General features: G+C 36.8%; 14 protein-coding genes and 1 tRNA gene. 12 read left to right on the top strand and 3 right to left on the bottom strand.

Annotated elements, in window-relative coordinates; all coding sequences use genetic code 11:
• Nucleotides 1-181: 181 nt before the first annotated feature.
• The 3 genes from GGR42_RS16410 to GGR42_RS16400 form a co-directional block, all read right to left on the bottom strand.
• On the bottom strand, nucleotides 182-1,648 hold the full coding sequence (locus GGR42_RS16410) for a glutamate synthase subunit beta (RefSeq protein ID WP_167966358.1): 1,467 nt from the start codon (nucleotides 1,646-1,648) through the stop codon (nucleotides 182-184).
• Between the two features lie 7 nt (nucleotides 1,649-1,655).
• The gene (gene gltB / locus GGR42_RS16405) at nucleotides 1,656-6,164 is read right to left on the bottom strand and encodes a glutamate synthase large subunit (protein WP_167966356.1); all 4,509 of its coding nucleotides are present in this window, start codon (nucleotides 6,162-6,164) and stop codon (nucleotides 1,656-1,658) included.
• Between the two features lie 304 nt (nucleotides 6,165-6,468).
• Complete coding sequence (locus GGR42_RS16400) at nucleotides 6,469-7,611, bottom strand: acyl-CoA dehydrogenase (protein ID WP_167966354.1); 1,143 nt, start codon at nucleotides 7,609-7,611, stop codon at nucleotides 6,469-6,471.
• A 226-nt stretch (nucleotides 7,612-7,837) separates the two neighbouring features.
• On the opposite strand from GGR42_RS16400, the gene nhaD reads away from it, so the two are divergent.
• The 12 genes from nhaD to GGR42_RS16345 all read left to right on the top strand — a co-directional run bounded on the left by nhaD (nucleotide 7,838) and on the right by GGR42_RS16345 (nucleotide 16,637).
• Nucleotides 7,838-9,172 (top strand): sodium:proton antiporter NhaD, encoded by a 1,335-nt coding sequence (gene nhaD, locus GGR42_RS16395; protein WP_167966352.1) that lies wholly within the window; start codon nucleotides 7,838-7,840, stop codon nucleotides 9,170-9,172.
• Between the two features lie 49 nt (nucleotides 9,173-9,221).
• Complete coding sequence (locus tag GGR42_RS16390) at nucleotides 9,222-9,914, top strand: MotA/TolQ/ExbB proton channel family protein (RefSeq protein ID WP_167966350.1); 693 nt, start codon at nucleotides 9,222-9,224, stop codon at nucleotides 9,912-9,914.
• Between the two features lie 9 nt (nucleotides 9,915-9,923).
• The gene (locus GGR42_RS16385; RefSeq protein WP_167966348.1) at nucleotides 9,924-10,310 is read left to right on the top strand and encodes an ExbD/TolR family protein; all 387 of its coding nucleotides are present in this window, start codon (nucleotides 9,924-9,926) and stop codon (nucleotides 10,308-10,310) included.
• Nucleotides 10,311-11,207, top strand: a complete 897-nt coding sequence (locus tag GGR42_RS16380) for an energy transducer TonB (RefSeq protein WP_167966346.1) — start codon at nucleotides 10,311-10,313, stop codon at nucleotides 11,205-11,207.
• A gap of 2 nt (nucleotides 11,208-11,209) precedes the next feature.
• Nucleotides 11,210-12,421 (top strand): bifunctional folylpolyglutamate synthase/dihydrofolate synthase, encoded by a 1,212-nt coding sequence (locus GGR42_RS16375; RefSeq protein WP_167966344.1) that lies wholly within the window; start codon nucleotides 11,210-11,212, stop codon nucleotides 12,419-12,421.
• 75 nt (nucleotides 12,422-12,496) lie between these two features.
• Nucleotides 12,497-12,571, top strand: a tRNA-Val gene (locus GGR42_RS16370).
• A gap of 77 nt (nucleotides 12,572-12,648) precedes the next feature.
• On the top strand, nucleotides 12,649-12,885 hold the full coding sequence (locus GGR42_RS16930) for a galactokinase family protein (protein ID WP_245201493.1): 237 nt from the start codon (nucleotides 12,649-12,651) through the stop codon (nucleotides 12,883-12,885).
• Between the two features lie 12 nt (nucleotides 12,886-12,897).
• A complete protein-coding gene (locus GGR42_RS16365) occupies nucleotides 12,898-13,785 on the top strand; it encodes a galactokinase (RefSeq protein ID WP_449421099.1) in 888 nt (295 codons plus the stop codon).
• A gap of 94 nt (nucleotides 13,786-13,879) precedes the next feature.
• Nucleotides 13,880-14,734 carry a helix-turn-helix transcriptional regulator gene (locus GGR42_RS16360; RefSeq protein ID WP_167966342.1) on the top strand — a complete coding sequence of 285 codons (855 nt, stop codon included), beginning with the start codon at nucleotides 13,880-13,882 and terminating at the stop codon, nucleotides 14,732-14,734.
• A gap of 92 nt (nucleotides 14,735-14,826) precedes the next feature.
• On the top strand, nucleotides 14,827-15,228 hold the full coding sequence (locus GGR42_RS16355; protein WP_167966340.1) for a DUF5367 family protein: 402 nt from the start codon (nucleotides 14,827-14,829) through the stop codon (nucleotides 15,226-15,228).
• A 4-nt stretch (nucleotides 15,229-15,232) separates the two neighbouring features.
• Complete coding sequence (locus tag GGR42_RS16350) at nucleotides 15,233-15,739, top strand: anthrone oxygenase family protein (RefSeq protein WP_167966338.1); 507 nt, start codon at nucleotides 15,233-15,235, stop codon at nucleotides 15,737-15,739.
• Nucleotides 15,740-15,788: 49 nt separating this feature from the next.
• A complete protein-coding gene (locus GGR42_RS16345; protein WP_167966336.1) occupies nucleotides 15,789-16,637 on the top strand; it encodes an NmrA family NAD(P)-binding protein in 849 nt (282 codons plus the stop codon).
• Nucleotides 16,638-16,762: the final 125 nt, after the last annotated feature.

Below are 16,762 nucleotides of genomic sequence, written 5' to 3'. Positions count from 1 at the left end.
TGCGCCGATGGTACTGCCCCACAAGGGTGGGAGAGTAGGCCGCCGCCTTTCTTGAAAGCCCCTTACACATGTAAGGGGCTTTTTTTATGCACTATACTATGATTAGAAGGGAAAATATATAGCTAAAATCAAAAAGCCACCTTAATTAAGGTGGCTTTTTGATATAGTTTAAATTAGTTTATTAAACTCTTGGTAAATCGCCATCCCCCTTTAAAGGTAGGTTAGAGCTGCCCATTAGAAAAGCATCAACATGATGAGCCGCTTCTCTACCTTCGGAGATTGCCCAAACTATTAAAGATTGTCCTCTTCTTTGATCACCTGCAGCAAAAACCCCAGGTATATTAGTCTTATAATCTTTAATGGAAGCTTTAATATTGGTACGTGGATCCATTTCTAGCCCCAATTGATCGGCAATGGTAGTTTCGGAGCCTGTAAATCCAAGAGCCATTAATGCCAATTCACATTTCCATTCTTTTAGAGTTCCCTCAACTTCTTTAAGTTGAGGACGTTGGCCAGGAATTTTAATCCATTCTACTTCAATGGTTTTTAGACCCTTTAGATTACCATCTTTATCCCCAACAAACTCTTTCGTGTTGATGCTAAAGAAACGTTCTGCCCCTTCTTTATGGGACGTACTTGTTTTGAGTCTCATAGGCCAAAACGGCCAAGGTTGGTCTATAGGTCTTTCTGGAGTGCCTTTTGGCATTATCTCAAAATTTGTCACAGATGTTGCTCCATGTCGTATGGATGTGCCAATACAATCTGAACCAGTATCACCACCTCCAATAACAATTACATTTTTGCCCTTAGCATGAATTTCATTGTCAAAGTTTTTAGTGCCACTTATTCTTCTATTATTTTGAGGTAAGAAGTCCATTGCCTGATGCACTCCTTTTAAATCAGATCCAGGAATTGGGAGGCTTCTCCGTACTGTGGCACCACCACAAAGAACAATTGCATCAAATTGATTTTGAAGTTCTTCTGCTTTTATGTCCACCCCGACATTTATGCCTGTTTTAAAAGTGATTCCTTCTTCTTTCAAAACATCCAAACGACGATCAATAATATGTTTTTCCATTTTAAAATCTGGAATGCCAAATCGGAGTAGTCCGCCAATTTTTTCATCTCGCTCAAAAACGGTAACTGTATGACCTACTCTATTTAATTGTTGGGCGGCTGCCAATCCTGCAGGACCGGAACCGATAACTGCTACGGTTTTTTCAGTGCGAATAGTTGGTGGTTCAGCAATAACCCAGCCTTTTTTAAAGGCGGTCTCAACAATATTTTTTTCAATATTTTCTATGGTAACAGGATCTTCATTGATTCCTAAAACACATGCTTCTTCACAGGGAGCAGGGCACAATCTTCCTGTAAATTCAGGGAAATTATTAGTTGAGTGCAATATTTGAGTTGCTTTTTCCCATTTTCCACGATATACAGCATCATTAAAATCTGGAATTAAATTTCCCAAAGGACATCCACTATGGCAAAAAGGAATGCCACAGTCCATACAACGGGCTCCTTGATCTTTCAACTCTTTTTCCTTTAATGGAAGTGTAAATTCTTTATAATGTTTAACACGCTCTTCAACCGGAGCATATTTTTCATTCTTTCTTTCGAACTCCATAAATCCTGTTGTCTTTCCCATGATATGCCTATATAGTTTCCAATTTTTCCTGTTCCATTCTTATCAATGCCTGTCTATACTCCTCTGGTAATACTTTAATGAATTTTGGTAAATATGATTCCCAATTTTCGAGTATTCGCTGTGCCAATGGGCTTAGTGTTGCATTATAATGGTTTTCAATTAATTCTCTAAGTTGTACAATATCATTGTCTTCATCAACTGGTAAAAGATTCAATGCTTCTGTATTGCAATTTTTCTCAAAAGTACCTGCTTCATTAAAAATATAAGCGATTCCACCACTCATACCAGCACCAAAGTTCCTTCCAACTGCTCCAAGGATTACGGCGATTCCGCCTGTCATATATTCACATCCATGGTCACCAATTCCTTCTACTACAGCTTTTGCTCCAGAATTTCGCACACAAAAACGTTCCCCGGCTTTACCATTGATATACACTTCTCCAGCAGTTGCTCCGTAAAGTGTAACATTTCCGGTAATAACATTTTCTTCTGGTTTAAGAGTAGACTTGTCCGGAACTTTAATAATGATTTTTGCCCCTGAAAGCCCTTTGCCCAGATAGTCATTTGTATTCCCGTTAACTACCATAGTTAAACCTTTGGTAGCAAAAGCACCAAAACTTTGTCCTGCAGAACCAGTGAAATTTAATTTCAGTGTGTTGTCTGGTAGCCCTTCTGCACCATAAATTTTTGATATTTCATTACTGATAATTGCACCAACAGCTCTATCTGTATTTACAATTGGATAGTCTAATGTTGTTTTTTCCTTTCTAAATAAGGCAAGATGGGCTTTATCAATAATATCGAACTCAATGGAGTTGACAATATCATGTTTTTGCTTTTGAGTATTGTGCAACTTTGTTCCTGCGGGCACGTCTATTTGGTATAAAATAGGGGATAAATCTATTCCCGCCGCTTTGTAATGTTCTAAAGCTTTTTTGCGATCTAATTTTTGTACTTGCCCAACCATTTCAGTCAAAGTTCTAAAACCTAATTGAGCCATAATTTCACGAAGTTCCTGAGCAACAAAATACATGTAGTTTACTACATGTTCCGGTTTGCCTTTGAACTTCTTTCTAAGCTCAGGGTTCTGTGTTGCAATTCCCACTGGGCATGTATTTAAGTGGCAGACACGCATCATGATACAGCCTGAGGCGACCAATGGTGCTGTGGCAAAACCGAACTCTTCTGCTCCCAACAAACAAGCTATGGCAACATCTCTCCCTGTTTTTAACTGTCCATCACATTCCAATACTATTCGGTTTCTTAGGTCATTTAGTACAAGCGTTTGTTGCGCTTCTGCAATTCCCAGTTCCCATGGAAGTCCGGCATGTTTTAATGAAGTTAAGGGAGATGCCCCAGTTCCACCATCATGGCCAGATATTAGGATGACATCTGCCTTTGCTTTTGCAACACCTGCGGCCACAGTACCTACACCTACTTCAGAAACAAGTTTTACATTAATTCTGGCTTTTCTGTTAGCTGACTTTAAATCAAAAATCAACTGTGAAAGATCTTCAATAGAATAGATGTCATGATGTGGTGGTGGTGAAATTAAGCCCACATATGGAGTTGAATTTCTTGTTTTGGCAATTGAGGGATTTACTTTAGGCCCTGGTAATTGTCCACCTTCTCCAGGTTTTGCCCCCTGCGCCATTTTAATTTGTATTTCTTGTGCGTTGGTCAAATAATTTGACGTCACCCCAAATCTCCCTGATGCAACTTGCTTAATGGCACTGTTTTTCCAATCACCGGTTTGGTTTTTGTAAAACCTTTCAGCATCCTCACCGCCCTCACCGGAATTGCTCTTTCCTCCTATACGATTCATAGCTATAGCCAAATTCTCATGGGCTTCCTTGCTAATGGAACCATAGGACATTGCACCTGTTTTAAATCGTTTTACAATTTCTGTCCATGGTTCTACCTCATCAATAGGAATAGGGTCATAATTGGAAAACTCGAACAATCCTCTTATGGTCATTAGACTTTTGGATTGCTCGTTTATCATTTTCGCATATTCCTTATAGGTTTCCGGCTCATTGCTACGAACAGCCTTTTGAAGTTTTGCAATGGTCAATGGATTGAACAAATGCTTTTCACCGTCTCTTCTCCATCTATACGCCCCACCTATTTCTAAATCTAAATTGGCAGCTACTTCTTGTTCTTGAAAAGCTTTTTTATGTCTTTTGGCTATTTCTTTTTCAATTTCATATAATCCAATACCCTGGATTCTTGTGGGTGTATTTGGGAAATATTTGTCTACCGTTTTGGTATTGATACCTATGCATTCAAATAATTGTGAACCTCTATAAGAATTTAAAGTAGATATGCCAATTTTGTTCATCACCTTAAGGATTCCCTTACCAATTCCCTTATTGTAATTGTATACTGCTTCGTCAAAGGTTACATCAGTAATATCATTTTCCTCAATTTGTTCAGCAATAATTTCATTAACCATATATGGATTGATGGCACTGGCACCAAAACCAAATAATAGAGCAAAATGATGTACTTCCCTTGGCTCAGCGGATTCTATAATGATGCTCAATTTGGAACGTTTTCCTAAAATTTGCAATCCACTATTTACATAAGCACATGCTAACAAAGCCGGAATGGGAGCTTTTTCTTTAGATACAGACCTATCTGATAAGATAATAATATTGGCATCATCATCTATGGCGTTAGAAGCTTGTTCTAAGACTAAATCCAGTGCTTCTTCTAGGCCATTATGTCCTTTCTCAATATCATATAGTATAGGAATGGATACTACCTTGTAATCTGGACTGGCATCATAGTTCTTTATTTTGTCCAAATCCTCCTTTGATATCACTGGATTTTGGATTTTTAATTTTCTACAATGTTGTTCTGTAATGTCAAAAATATTGCGGTCTGTACCTAAGGTAAGACTTATGTCTGTAATCAATTCTTCACGAATACCATCCAATGGAGGATTGGTCACCTGAGCGAACAATTGCTTAAAATAATTATAAATTAATTGGGGGCGCTCCGATAATACGGCAATAGGCGTATCCGACCCCATTGACCCTATAGGTTCTTTGGCGCTTTTACTCATGGGAAGAATAATAGTGTTGATGTCTTCTAATGTATAGCCAAACACTGCCTTTCTTTTCTCTACTGATTCTTCTCCCAAGAATAGAGGGCAATCATTGTATGGAATGTCTCGTAAATGAACCAAATTAGCGCTCAACCATTTTTTGTATGGATGACGTTGTGCTATTTCCTCTTTTATCTCTTCATCGTTAACAATTCTCCCTTCTTCCATGTTCACCAAGAACATTTTTCCAGGCTCTAGCCTACCATGGAATTCTATATTTTCTGGCTTTAAGTCCACGACCCCAGTTTCAGAAGACATAATTACATACCCGTCTTTGGTAACAGAATATCTAGATGGTCGAAGACCGTTCCTATCTAAAACAGCACCAATATAATTACCATCGGTAAAAGGGATAGATGCTGGTCCATCCCATGGCTCCATTAAACATGAGTTATATTCATAAAATGCTTTTTTGGCCTCGGACATTTCGGTATTCTTTTCCCAAGCTTCTGGCACTAACATCATCATAACTTCAGGCAAGGAACGACCTGTCATCAATAATAATTCTACCACCATGTCCATGGATGCAGAGTCAGATTTTCCTGGAAGAACTATTGGGAGTACATTTTTTATCTCATCACCGAACCAATCACTTTCCAAAAGGCCTTCTCTTGAGCGCATTCTGGAAACGTTTCCTCTAAGGGTGTTAATTTCGCCATTGTGGCACATATATCTAAAAGGTTGTGCTAAATCCCAAGTAGGGAAGGTGTTCGTAGAAAAGCGCTGGTGTACAAGAGCTAATCTTGTAACAACCCTAGAATCCATTAAGTCTTTATAATATAGTTTAATGTCCAAAGGCATTAAAAGCCCTTTGAAGATTATAATTTTTGTTGATAAACTTGGCAGATAAAAGAATTTACTTTCTGATAATTTGGAAGCATTGATAGTATGTTCGGATACCTTTCGGGCAATAAAAAGTTTTAAATTGAAATCAAATGACTTCATGTTTTTCTCTTCTGTACCAATAAAAACTTGTTTTACAAATGGCTCTGTTTCAGCTGCTATTCTTCCAGGCACCGATTTATTGACCGGGACATTTCTCCAACCCAATAATTTTAGCCCCTGCTTCTTAATATTATCTTCAAAAATTGAAATACAATAATCTCTTTGATTTTCCTTTTGTGGAAGAAAAACATTGGCCACAGCATAAGAACCAGGATTGGGGAGGTCAAAACTACACTCTTCTTTAAAGAAGTCGTGGGGGATATCTATAAGAATCCCTGCACCATCACCTGTTTTTCCATCAGAACTTACAGCGCCCCTATGCTCCAGTTTCTCTAATATTTCCAATGCCTTATGGATAATATCGTTGGATTTTTCACCTTTAAGACTACAAATGAAACCAGCGCCACAGTTATCATGCTCAAATTCTGGTGAATACAACCCTTGTTTTATCAACTTCATATATTATGGTATTTCTTCAAATTTATCATTTTCTATGTATTATTTATAGTCCTTCAAATAGAATGTAACAAAAAAAGAAGCGTTTGGAATAAATCGTTAAAAAATATATAATGTCGTCTTTTTGGTAAGGTTAATTTGTGATTATGATAAAATAGGGGTGTATTATAGGTTTTCACCCCTTATTCATGAGGGTCTTAATCATTTTATTGTGTGTTTGATGCTAAACAACCCTTAAATTAAGTCTCCGTATAATTGAAATGGATGAATGTTAATAAATTACCCCCTATTGTTTAAGGGTAAGAATCTAATTTTTTAAAATACTCCTCGAAATCACAATTTTCTGAATTTCGGAAGTGCCTTCATAAATCTGTGTTATTTTGGCATCTCGCATCATTCTCTCTACATGGTAGTCCTTTACAAAACCATTGCCTCCATGTATTTGTACTGCTTCCACTGTTGCTTCCATGGCTACCTGCGAGGCATACAATTTTGCCATGGCACTGGAAAGATCATAGTTATTGCCTTGGTCTTTATCCCAAGCCGCCTTGTATACCAAATGCCTGGCGGCTTCAATATGGGTGTGCATGTCAGCTAATTTAAAAGCAATGGCCTGGTGATTGCTAATTTCTGTACCAAAGGCTTTTCGTTGTTTTGAGTATTTTAGCGCCAATTCATATGCTCCGGTCGCTATGCCTAGGGCCTGCGCAGCAATTCCTATTCTACCTCCGGATAACGTCTTCATTGCAAACTTAAAACCAAAGCCATCATCCCCAATTCTATTTTCTTTGGGAACTTTTACATCATTAAAAATAAGCGAATGTGTATCACTAGATCTAATTCCTAATTTATTCTCTTTTGGTCCAATTTCAAAACCGGGCATTCCTTTTTCAACAATTAAAGTATTTATACCTCGATGTCCTTTTTCAATATCGGTTTGGGCGATTACAAGGTAAGTGGACGCGCTGCTGCCGTTGGTAATCCAATTTTTCGTACCGTTTAATATATAATGATCTCCTTTGTCTATGGCAGTGGTTTTCTGTGAAGTAGCATCACTGCCAGCTTCTGGTTCCGAGAGACAAAAAGCTCCGATGACCTCGCCAGTGGCTAAAGGGGTAAGGTATTTTTGTTTTTGTTTTTCGTTTCCATAAGTTTCCAAACCCCAACAAACTAGAGAGTTGTTTACAGACACAATAACAGAGGCACCTGCTTCAACTTTGGAAAGTTCTTCCATAACCAGAACATAAGAAAGTGTGTCCAACCCGCTTCCACCATATTCTGGTTTTACCATCATTCCAAGAAAACCTAATTCAGCCATTTTTTTTACTTGTTCCGCTGGGAATTTTTGCGCATCATCTCTTTCAACTACTCCTGGAAGCAATTCGTTCTGAGCAAAATCCCTTGCTGCTTGCTGAATCATTAATTGTTCTTCTGAAAGTGTAAAATCCATAGGTGTCCAAATATATTTTATAGATACAAATATAAGTTTATAATGTGTAAATGACTAGTTGGGAGTAATGTGCGAGCGCCTTTTTTTATTTAAAAATGACAAACAAAGAGAGATGGCATAATTTTTTATTATGATAGATTATAATTGGACAGGCAATTTTAATATCTTAGCCAAATTCATTACTTCTTTTGTAATGAATTTAATTCTATAAAACCAACGTGAGCACATGGAGACCATAATTATTATTGTATTTCTGGTAGGGTATTTAGCTATTACATTAGAACATAATTTAAAAATTGACAAATTAATTCCTGCATTGGCCATGATGGCCATTTTATGGGCAATAATCGCCCTTACGCACATGGATGTTTTTGAGGTGAATGCGGAACTTAGGGAGTTAGAGCCTACTCATTTAGAAGAAATACTGTTGCACCATTTAGGTAAGACGGCTGAAATCCTCTTCTTTTTATTGGGAGCCATGACTATTGTGGAAATCATAGATTATTTTGATGGTTTTGCCACCATAAAAAGTTTTATCAAAACCAAAAGCAAACGTAAATTGTTGTGGTTGTTTTCTATTTTGGCCTTTATACTTTCGGCCATTATTGATAATTTAACAGCAACCATTGTTCTAATTACCATTTTGCAGAAGGTAATCAAGGAAAGAGATACTAGGTTGTGGTTTGCGGGGATGATTATAGTTGCTGCAAATGCTGGTGGTGCATGGTCTCCTATAGGAGATGTTACAACAACCATGTTATGGATTGCCAATAAAGTTTCTGCCATGCAACTTATAGAGCATGTTCTTGTTCCCTCCATTGTATGTATGGTGGTTCCCGTACTCATTGCAGGTAATTTTAAAGCTTTTAAAGGAAATATTGAAAGTGATTTGACAGATGAAGCGCCAAAATCCAAATTTGGGGCAACCATGTTATATTTGGGGCTTGCGGCTATTGTTTTTGTTCCTATTTTTAAAACAATTACACACTTGCCTCCTTATGTAGGGATGATGTTGTCTTTGGCAGTCGTAGCTACTTTTGCAGAGATTTATAGTAATACAAAATTTAGTATATCCAACGCATCTGGAGAGGGGCATGATGCTGTTGGTCACCATAGTCCTGTTCACCATTCTCTTTCTAAAATAGAGTTACCAAGTATTCTTTTCTTTTTGGGAATATTGTTGGCCGTAGCGGCATTGGAATCTTTGGGAATGCTGTTCCACTATGCTGAAAGCTTAAATACAGCTATTCCAAATACAGATATTGTTGTTATGCTTTTTGGTGTGGGCTCGGCAGTTATAGACAATGTACCTTTAGTAGCTGCAAGTATGGGTATGTTTTCGGAAGGTATGGATAATCCACTTTGGCATTTTATTGCCTATTCGGCAGGTACAGGAGGAAGTATGCTTATTATTGGTTCTGCGGCTGGAGTAGTTGCAATGGGAATGGAGAAAATAGATTTTTTCTGGTATCTTAAGAAAATAGCATGGTTGGCACTGGCAGGATTCCTAGCAGGAGCGGTATGTTTTATCTTAATCAGGGATTTTATTTTAAACGCATAATTTTATCGATAAAATACCGTTATTAAGGCAACTTTAATAAGATAAATTTATGTTGTTGTTTCAAGACCTTGCAGATGGAGCTCAAGTAGAGGATGCACTTTCTGAAGAAAAAACCCTGTCCGTAGTAGATTTAATAGTAAATGGAGGTGCAGGAAGTATAATAATTATTTCTATTCTTTTCGTATTACTTTTTGTTGCACTTTATATTTATTTTGAAAGAATCTTTGCGATAAAGGCTGCATCGAAAATTGATAAGAATTTCATGAACCAAATTAGGGACCATGTAATGAATGGAAAGCTGGAGGCAGCAAAATTATTATGTGCCCAAACTGATTCCCCTGTTGCTAGGTTGACCGAAAAAGGAGTTTCAAGAATAGGAAAGCCCTTGGATGACATAAATACTGCTATTGAGAATGCGGGCACCTTGGAAGTGTATAAACTTGAAAAGAACGTTAGTATTTTGGCGACTGTAGCCGGTGCTGCACCTATGATTGGTTTCTTGGGAACTGTAATTGGTATGATTTTGGCATTCCATCAAATGGCGACTAGTGGAGGGCAGGCAGAAATGGGTTCATTGGCATCTGGTATTTATACTGCCATGACCACTACGGTAGCAGGTTTGGTTGTTGGTATTATTGCATATATAGGATACAACCATTTGGTCAATAGAACAGATAAAGTGATACATAAAATGGAAGCCAACGCGGTTGAGTTTTTAGATTTATTGAACGAACCTATTTAATTATCAATTATGAAATTAAAAGGTAGAAACAAAGTAAGTCCAGATTTTAGTATGTCTTCCATGACAGACATTGTGTTCTTGTTGTTGGTTTTCTTTATGTTAACATCCAATGCACCCAACGCTTTGGATTTATTGTTGCCAAAAGCAAAAGGAAAATCCACAAATACCCAAAATGTATCAGTAAGCATCAATAAGAATTTGGAGTATTTTGTAAATAATGAAAAGATTAACGGAGAATATATTGAAATTGAATTAAAAAAAGCACTGGAAGGTCAAGAGAAGCCTACCATTATTCTTAGGGCAGAAGAAAGCGTGGCCATAAAGGAGGCTGTAAACGTTATGGATATTGCCAATAGAAACAATTATAAGGTTATTTTGGCGGTGCGACCCCAATAAATGTCATTTTTAAACACGAGACACGAGAAAAAATCCTTTACGCTCACAACTATCTTGTTGAGTGTACTTCTCTTATTGCTTTTTTATATTGGACTCACTTATATGGACCCTCCAATAGAAAATGGAATATCTGTAAATTTTGGGACTACTGATTTTGGAAGTGGTAGGGTTCAACCCAAAGAAAAAATACAGTCTCAACCTAATAATACTCCAATTGAACCTGCTCCACAAGAAGAAAAGATAGAAGAGGTGCAAGAAGATGTTCCCGAAGAAGTTGTTGAAAAGGAACAGCCTTCCGAAAAGGTGTTAACGCAAGACAGTGAAGAATCCATTAAAATAAAACAACAGCAAGAAGCAAAGAGAAAGGTGGATGCAGCAGCCAAAAAAGCAAAAGCAGAAGCTGAAAGAAAAGCCCAGGAAAAGCGTGATGCCGAGGAGAAATTAAGACAGGAGCAAGAGGCCAAGAAAAATAACTTGGATGCCTTAATGGGTGGATTGAATAAATCTAATGGAACTGCTTCTGGAAGTGAAGGCGACGATAATAAGGCTGGAGATAAAGGTCAACCAGATGGTGACCCTTACGCTACTAGTTATTATGGAAGCCCTGGTTCTGGTAGTGGAACGGGTGGTTATGGCTTAAATGGAAGGTCTTTAGTGAGTAAAGGTAAAGTACAGCAAGAGTGTAATGAAGAGGGTAGGGTGGTTGTAAAAATTGTTGTTGATAAGAACGGTAAAGTGGTAAGCGCTACGCCGGGTGTTCGTGGAACAACCAACAATAGTGTTTGTTTGTTGGAACCAGCAAAAAAAACAGCGTTTCTCCATAAATGGAACTTGGATTCCAATGCTCCCAGTCAACAGGTGGGTTTCGTTGTAGTCAATTTTAAATTGGGCGAGTAACAATGACCTACAAAGAGACGTTGGATTGGATGTTTGCCCAACTTCCAATGTATCAACAAAAGGGCGCCTCTGCTTTTAAAGGCAAGTTGGATAATATTAAATTACTTGCATCCCATTTAAAAAATCCGGAAAATAAATTTAGAAGTGTTCATGTGGCAGGGACCAATGGCAAAGGTTCCAGTAGTCATATGTTAGCTTCTGTACTTCAGGAAGCAGGTTACAAAGTAGGGTTGTATACTTCACCTCATTTAAAGGATTACAGGGAACGCATAAAGATTGATGGAAAACCCATAAGCAAAAAGTATGTGATGGGTTTTGTAGAGCAAAATATGGCTTTTTTAAAGGAGTATAAGTTATCTTTCTTTGAAATGTCCGTTGGAATGGCATTTGATTATTTTGCAAAGAAAAAAGTTGATATTGCCATTGTTGAAGTTGGTTTGGGTGGCCGATTGGACTCAACCAATATTTTATTTCCGGAAGTTTCATTGATTACCAATATTGGATATGATCATATGGACATGCTTGGTGATACAATTGAAAAAATAACTTTTGAGAAAGCAGGGGTCATTAAAGATAATGTTCCAGTCGTAGTTAGTGAGTATCAAGAAGAAACTGCCGAAATTTTTAAAAACATCGCTAAGGAAAGAAATTCTACTATTGTTTTTGCAAGTAAAGAAAGTAAAACTCAATATAAAACATCGCTTTTAGGGAACTATCAAACTAAAAATGTAAAAGGAGTGGTGGCAACTCTTAAAGAATTGAGGGAGTTTAAAGTTACAGACCATCACATTAAAAATGGCCTTAAAAATGTAGTTTCCAATACGGGTTTAATGGGCAGATGGCAAATACTAAATAAAAACCCATTTGTTGTTTGTGATACTGCTCATAATAAGGAAGGCCTGTCCATTGTATTGGAGCAAATATCAAAGCAGGAATACAATTCTCTGCATATAGTTCTGGGTTTTGTTAAAGATAAAAAACTGGAGTCCGTGTTGCCCTTGTTTCCAAAAGAGGCCATATATTACTTTTGTACACCTAATATTCCTAGAGGATTGGATGTTGATGAGCTGTTGCACAAGGCAAATGAACATAATTTGAAAGGAAAAAAGTATAGTTCTGTCCAAGAGGCATTTAAAGAGGCTTTACAGTGTGCTGCTGCTGCTGATTTTGTGTATATTGGTGGTAGTACTTTTGTTGTGGCAGAAGTGGTGTGAATTTTTTACTTTTTTCTTTTGGAGATGTAAAAACTATACTATATTTGCACTCGCTAATTTAAACAGCGAGAAGTAGGGCGCTTAGCTCAGCTGGTTCAGAGCACCTCGTTTACACCGAGGGGGTCGGGGGTTCGAACCCCTCAGCGCCCACAGAATGAAAAAGCTTCCGAGAAATCGGAAGCTTTTTTTCGTTTATATCATTTGTTACATTTGGAGTAAGTTAACATATGGATAATTTGGAAGATTTTAAAAGCGATGTACTAATTAAATCCCCGGGGAGAATCAATCTTATTGGAGAGCATATAGATTATAATGGAGGGAGTGTATTACCAGCTGCAATCAATCTTAAAATTAATCTGAGTTTTAGAAGAAATAACAAATCAACATGCTCTATATGGAGTAGGAACTACAGTATTGGATTTAGTTTTGACCCAAAGACGGTTAAAAGGAGTGACACGGAATGAGAAAATTATATTTTGGGAGTTGTAGACCAAATTAATATAATGGAACCTAATGCCGTTCAAGGTTTTGATTGTATTATTGAAAGCCAACTGCCGATAGGGGCTGGAATTAGTTCATCAGCAGCTTTGGAATGTGGAATGGCAAAGGGTTTAAATGAATTGTTTGGTATTGGATTAACAGACGAACAGATTATTAGCTTGTCCAGAAATGCCGAGCATAGCTTCGTTGGTACTAAATGTGGTGTCATGGATCAATTTGCTGTGGTAAAGGGTAAAGAAAATAGAGTTCTATTTTTGGATTGTAAGACGGAAAAGCATAAGGTTATTGGGGCAAAGTTCGCCCCGTACTTGGTTTTGCTATTGAATACTAATGTATCCCACAACCTCGCTAATAGTGAATATAATGTACGTATAGAAGAATGTGGTCTAGCGCTACAAAAGATAGCTTCTAAATATCCTAACTATAAATTTTTGGCAGATGTTCCTCAGAATATTGTGGAAGAATTCAAAAGTGAAATCCCAGAAAAGATTTTTAATAGAGCGCTGTTTGTTTCTCAAGAAAATAATAGAGTCCACAATTCTGTTTCTGCTCTTAATAATGAATTACTGGATGAATTCGGAGAGCTTATGTGTGCTTCACATAATGGTTTGCAAAATTTATATGAAGTAAGTTGTCCTGAATTGGATTTTCTTGTGGATTTTTCAAAGAGGTATAACGCCATTCTTGGCTCTAGAATGATGGGGGGAGGTTTTGGAGGTTGTACAATTAATATAATCCATCAAGATTTTGTTGATGAATATTTAGAAATAGTTTCCGAGGCCTATATGGATAGATTCAATATTGGATTGTCTCCCATACTTGTGGAAATTGGTGATGGTGTTGAAGTAATAAAGCAAAAATAATCCCAATAGCTGCTTAAAATAAGGAAGTTAGGTTATCTATAGGATATCAAGTGGGTATTCTATCATAATTTTTCAGTAATTTACTTTCTAGTTTATGACTAGGGATATAATAGAAATAAATGATTTTACCATTCTGGTAGAAGAAGCCAAAGTAAATGAGGTAACAATAGATTCTTGTTTCTTTGATGAACCAATAATTGCAGTCGCTTTTTATGGTTCTGGTAATGTGGACTTAACGGTGAAGTATGGTGATAAGGAAAAAGCATTTACTTATACCAAAGGGTTGGCGCTTTCCTTTTATGCAAATGAGAATGTTGAATTTATACATACTGTATCTGCTTCAAAACCATTAGAGTGTTTGGTCATTGCCACTACCGCAAATGCAATAGAGAATCTTCCAAACCATGAAGGGGAGTTATTTGGTGAAATGCTTAATGAATTGGTAAACCCTTCTGATCATTATGTTGAGGGGCCAAGTTTTATCATGACCCCAGAAATGCAATCTATAGTGGACTCTTTGTTTAATATTCAGTACAAGGGAAAGACCAAAATGATGTTCTTTCGCAGCCAAATAACGGCTCTGGTGTCTCATTTTTTTGGTCAACTGGCAAATTTAAAAACTGAAAAAATTAAGGACTCGGAAAGGGAAAAACTAAATCAGGCCAAAGATATCTTACTGGATAACATTGACAATCCTCCTTCTTTGAATGAAATCTCTAAACAGATTGGACTGAATACTTTTAAATTAAAGAAAGAGTTTAAAGAATTTTTTGGAGTACCTGTCTTTAAATATCTACAAAATGAACGTCTTACTATTGCTCATAAAATGATTCGAAACCAAGAATCTACAGTACAAGAAGCTGCATGGCATGTAGGGTACGACAGCCTAAGCTCCTTCTCGAACGCATTTGAAAAGAAATTTGGTTATAGGCCAAGCCAAATTAAGTAAACTCCTTTTCGAACAAATCTTTATTCTTTTAAGACAAACCAATCCCTTGTCTTCCCAATAGCTTTGCCATGTAACTAAAATTATATAAAGTCATGGAAACAAAACGGGCAATTTTATTAGGTATAGCCATTTGGATTATAGCCGTACTTTTTTACTCACTTTCGTATTACGTTCCCTTTTTAGAAGATGTAGACATGCAGGCAAACATTGTATTATTTATAGTAGTAATGCCATTAGTTTGGTTTGCAAGTGCTTATTATTACAAAAAAGGCAACAAAACGCATGGATACCTAGTAGGACAAACTATGTTGTTAACCAGTGTTACATTGGACGCTCTTATTACCGTTCCAGTTTTTGTGATTCCTTATGGAGGAAACTATTACACCTTTTTTACCTCTTTAGGCTTCTGGATTATAGCTTTTGAATTTCTATTGGTAGCTTTACTATACTGGTACGCCAGGGTATATCCTTATAAAGCAACTTCAAAACAATAAGGGCATGAATTTAACTTTTGAAAATATTGCAATGGTCTTGTTGGTAGTATTGACAGGACTTTCATCAGGACTATGTTTCACATGGTCCAATGCAGTGACAACTGGTATAGGACGCTTAGATAATCTAGGCTACTTAAGTGCCTTTCAACAGATGAACAGAACTATATTGAATCCAACATTCTTTATTGTCTTCTTTGGTCCATTCTTCTTAAGTCTAATCAATATATATGTCTTTAGAAATGCATCTAGTTCAATAATCTGGATATTAACCGTAGCCGGAGGGATTTACTTTTTGGGAGTGGTATTGGTAACCATTTTTGGGAATATACCACTCAATGAATTATTAAATAAGACTAATCTGGCTTCTGCCAGTATTGAGGATTTAAAAATATTAAGAGAAACCTTTGAAACTAAGTGGAATCAATTTCATTTTATTAGAACTATAACTTCTATTGTTTCATTTCTTCTTTTATTAATTAGTCTTAGTCAAATTTCAAAAAACAGTGGTTAAAAATTATAAACATCATCAATCAAAAATCGAACATAAACATAAAATAAAAATGGAAAATAAAAGTAACATTTTAGTAATCGGAGGTACAGGGAAGACCGGACGCAAAGTAGCAAGTAAATTAAATGCATTGGGACATAACGTAAGAATTGGTTCTAGAACGGCATTACCATCATTTGATTGGCATAATTCGGAAACTTGGAGCCACGCTATGCAGGGTATGGACAAGGTTTATATTACATATCAACCAGATTTGGCAGTTCCTGGAGCTTTGGATGCTATTGAGGAATTAACAAAAAAGGCAAAGCAATGTAATGTTAAAAAATTAGTGCTTTTGTCGGGTAAGGGTGAGCGTGAGGCAGAATTGTGCGAACAAGTGGTTATACATTCTGGTTTAGATTATGCTATTGTGAGGGCTAGTTGGTTTAATCAAAATTTTAGCGAAAGTTTTTTCTTAGAACCCATTTTAGAAGGTTTTGTTGCTTTGCCACAAGCAGAGGTCAAAGTGCCTTATGTTGATACGGAGGATATAGCAGATGTTGCTGTTGAAGCTTTATTGGATGATAAGCACAATGGAGAAATATATCAACTTACAGGTTCCAAATCGCTTACGTTTAAAGAAGTTATTCATGAGATAGCAGAGGTAACAGGGAGAGATATTGCATTTACACCAATAGCTTTGCCAGCGTATATAAAAGTAATGGAACAACAAGGTGTTCCAGCGGATGTTGTTTGGCTAATTGAGTACTTGTTTTCTGAAGTTCTTGGAAATCCTAACAACTCTGAGATTACAAATGATATTGAAACTGTATTGGGTAGAAAATCAAAAGATTTTTCGGACTATGTTAAGGAAACGGCCAAAACAGGTATTTGGAATTCAGAACCCGAAACAGTCAAATAACACATCTAAAAATCATGAATGTTATAGTAAAGATAATTCTCATTTTGGTCATGTTCACCATTCATTCAATAGTTGGGTGATACTTCATTGAAACCTGGTTTTTGAGAAAGTAGTATTGGCTTCTT

The organism is Saonia flava (assembly GCF_011927795.1).
In the GTDB taxonomy this organism is placed as follows: Bacteria; Bacteroidota; Bacteroidia; order Flavobacteriales; family Flavobacteriaceae; genus Saonia; species Saonia flava.
This window is presented reverse-complemented; position numbering and strand designations above follow the sequence as displayed.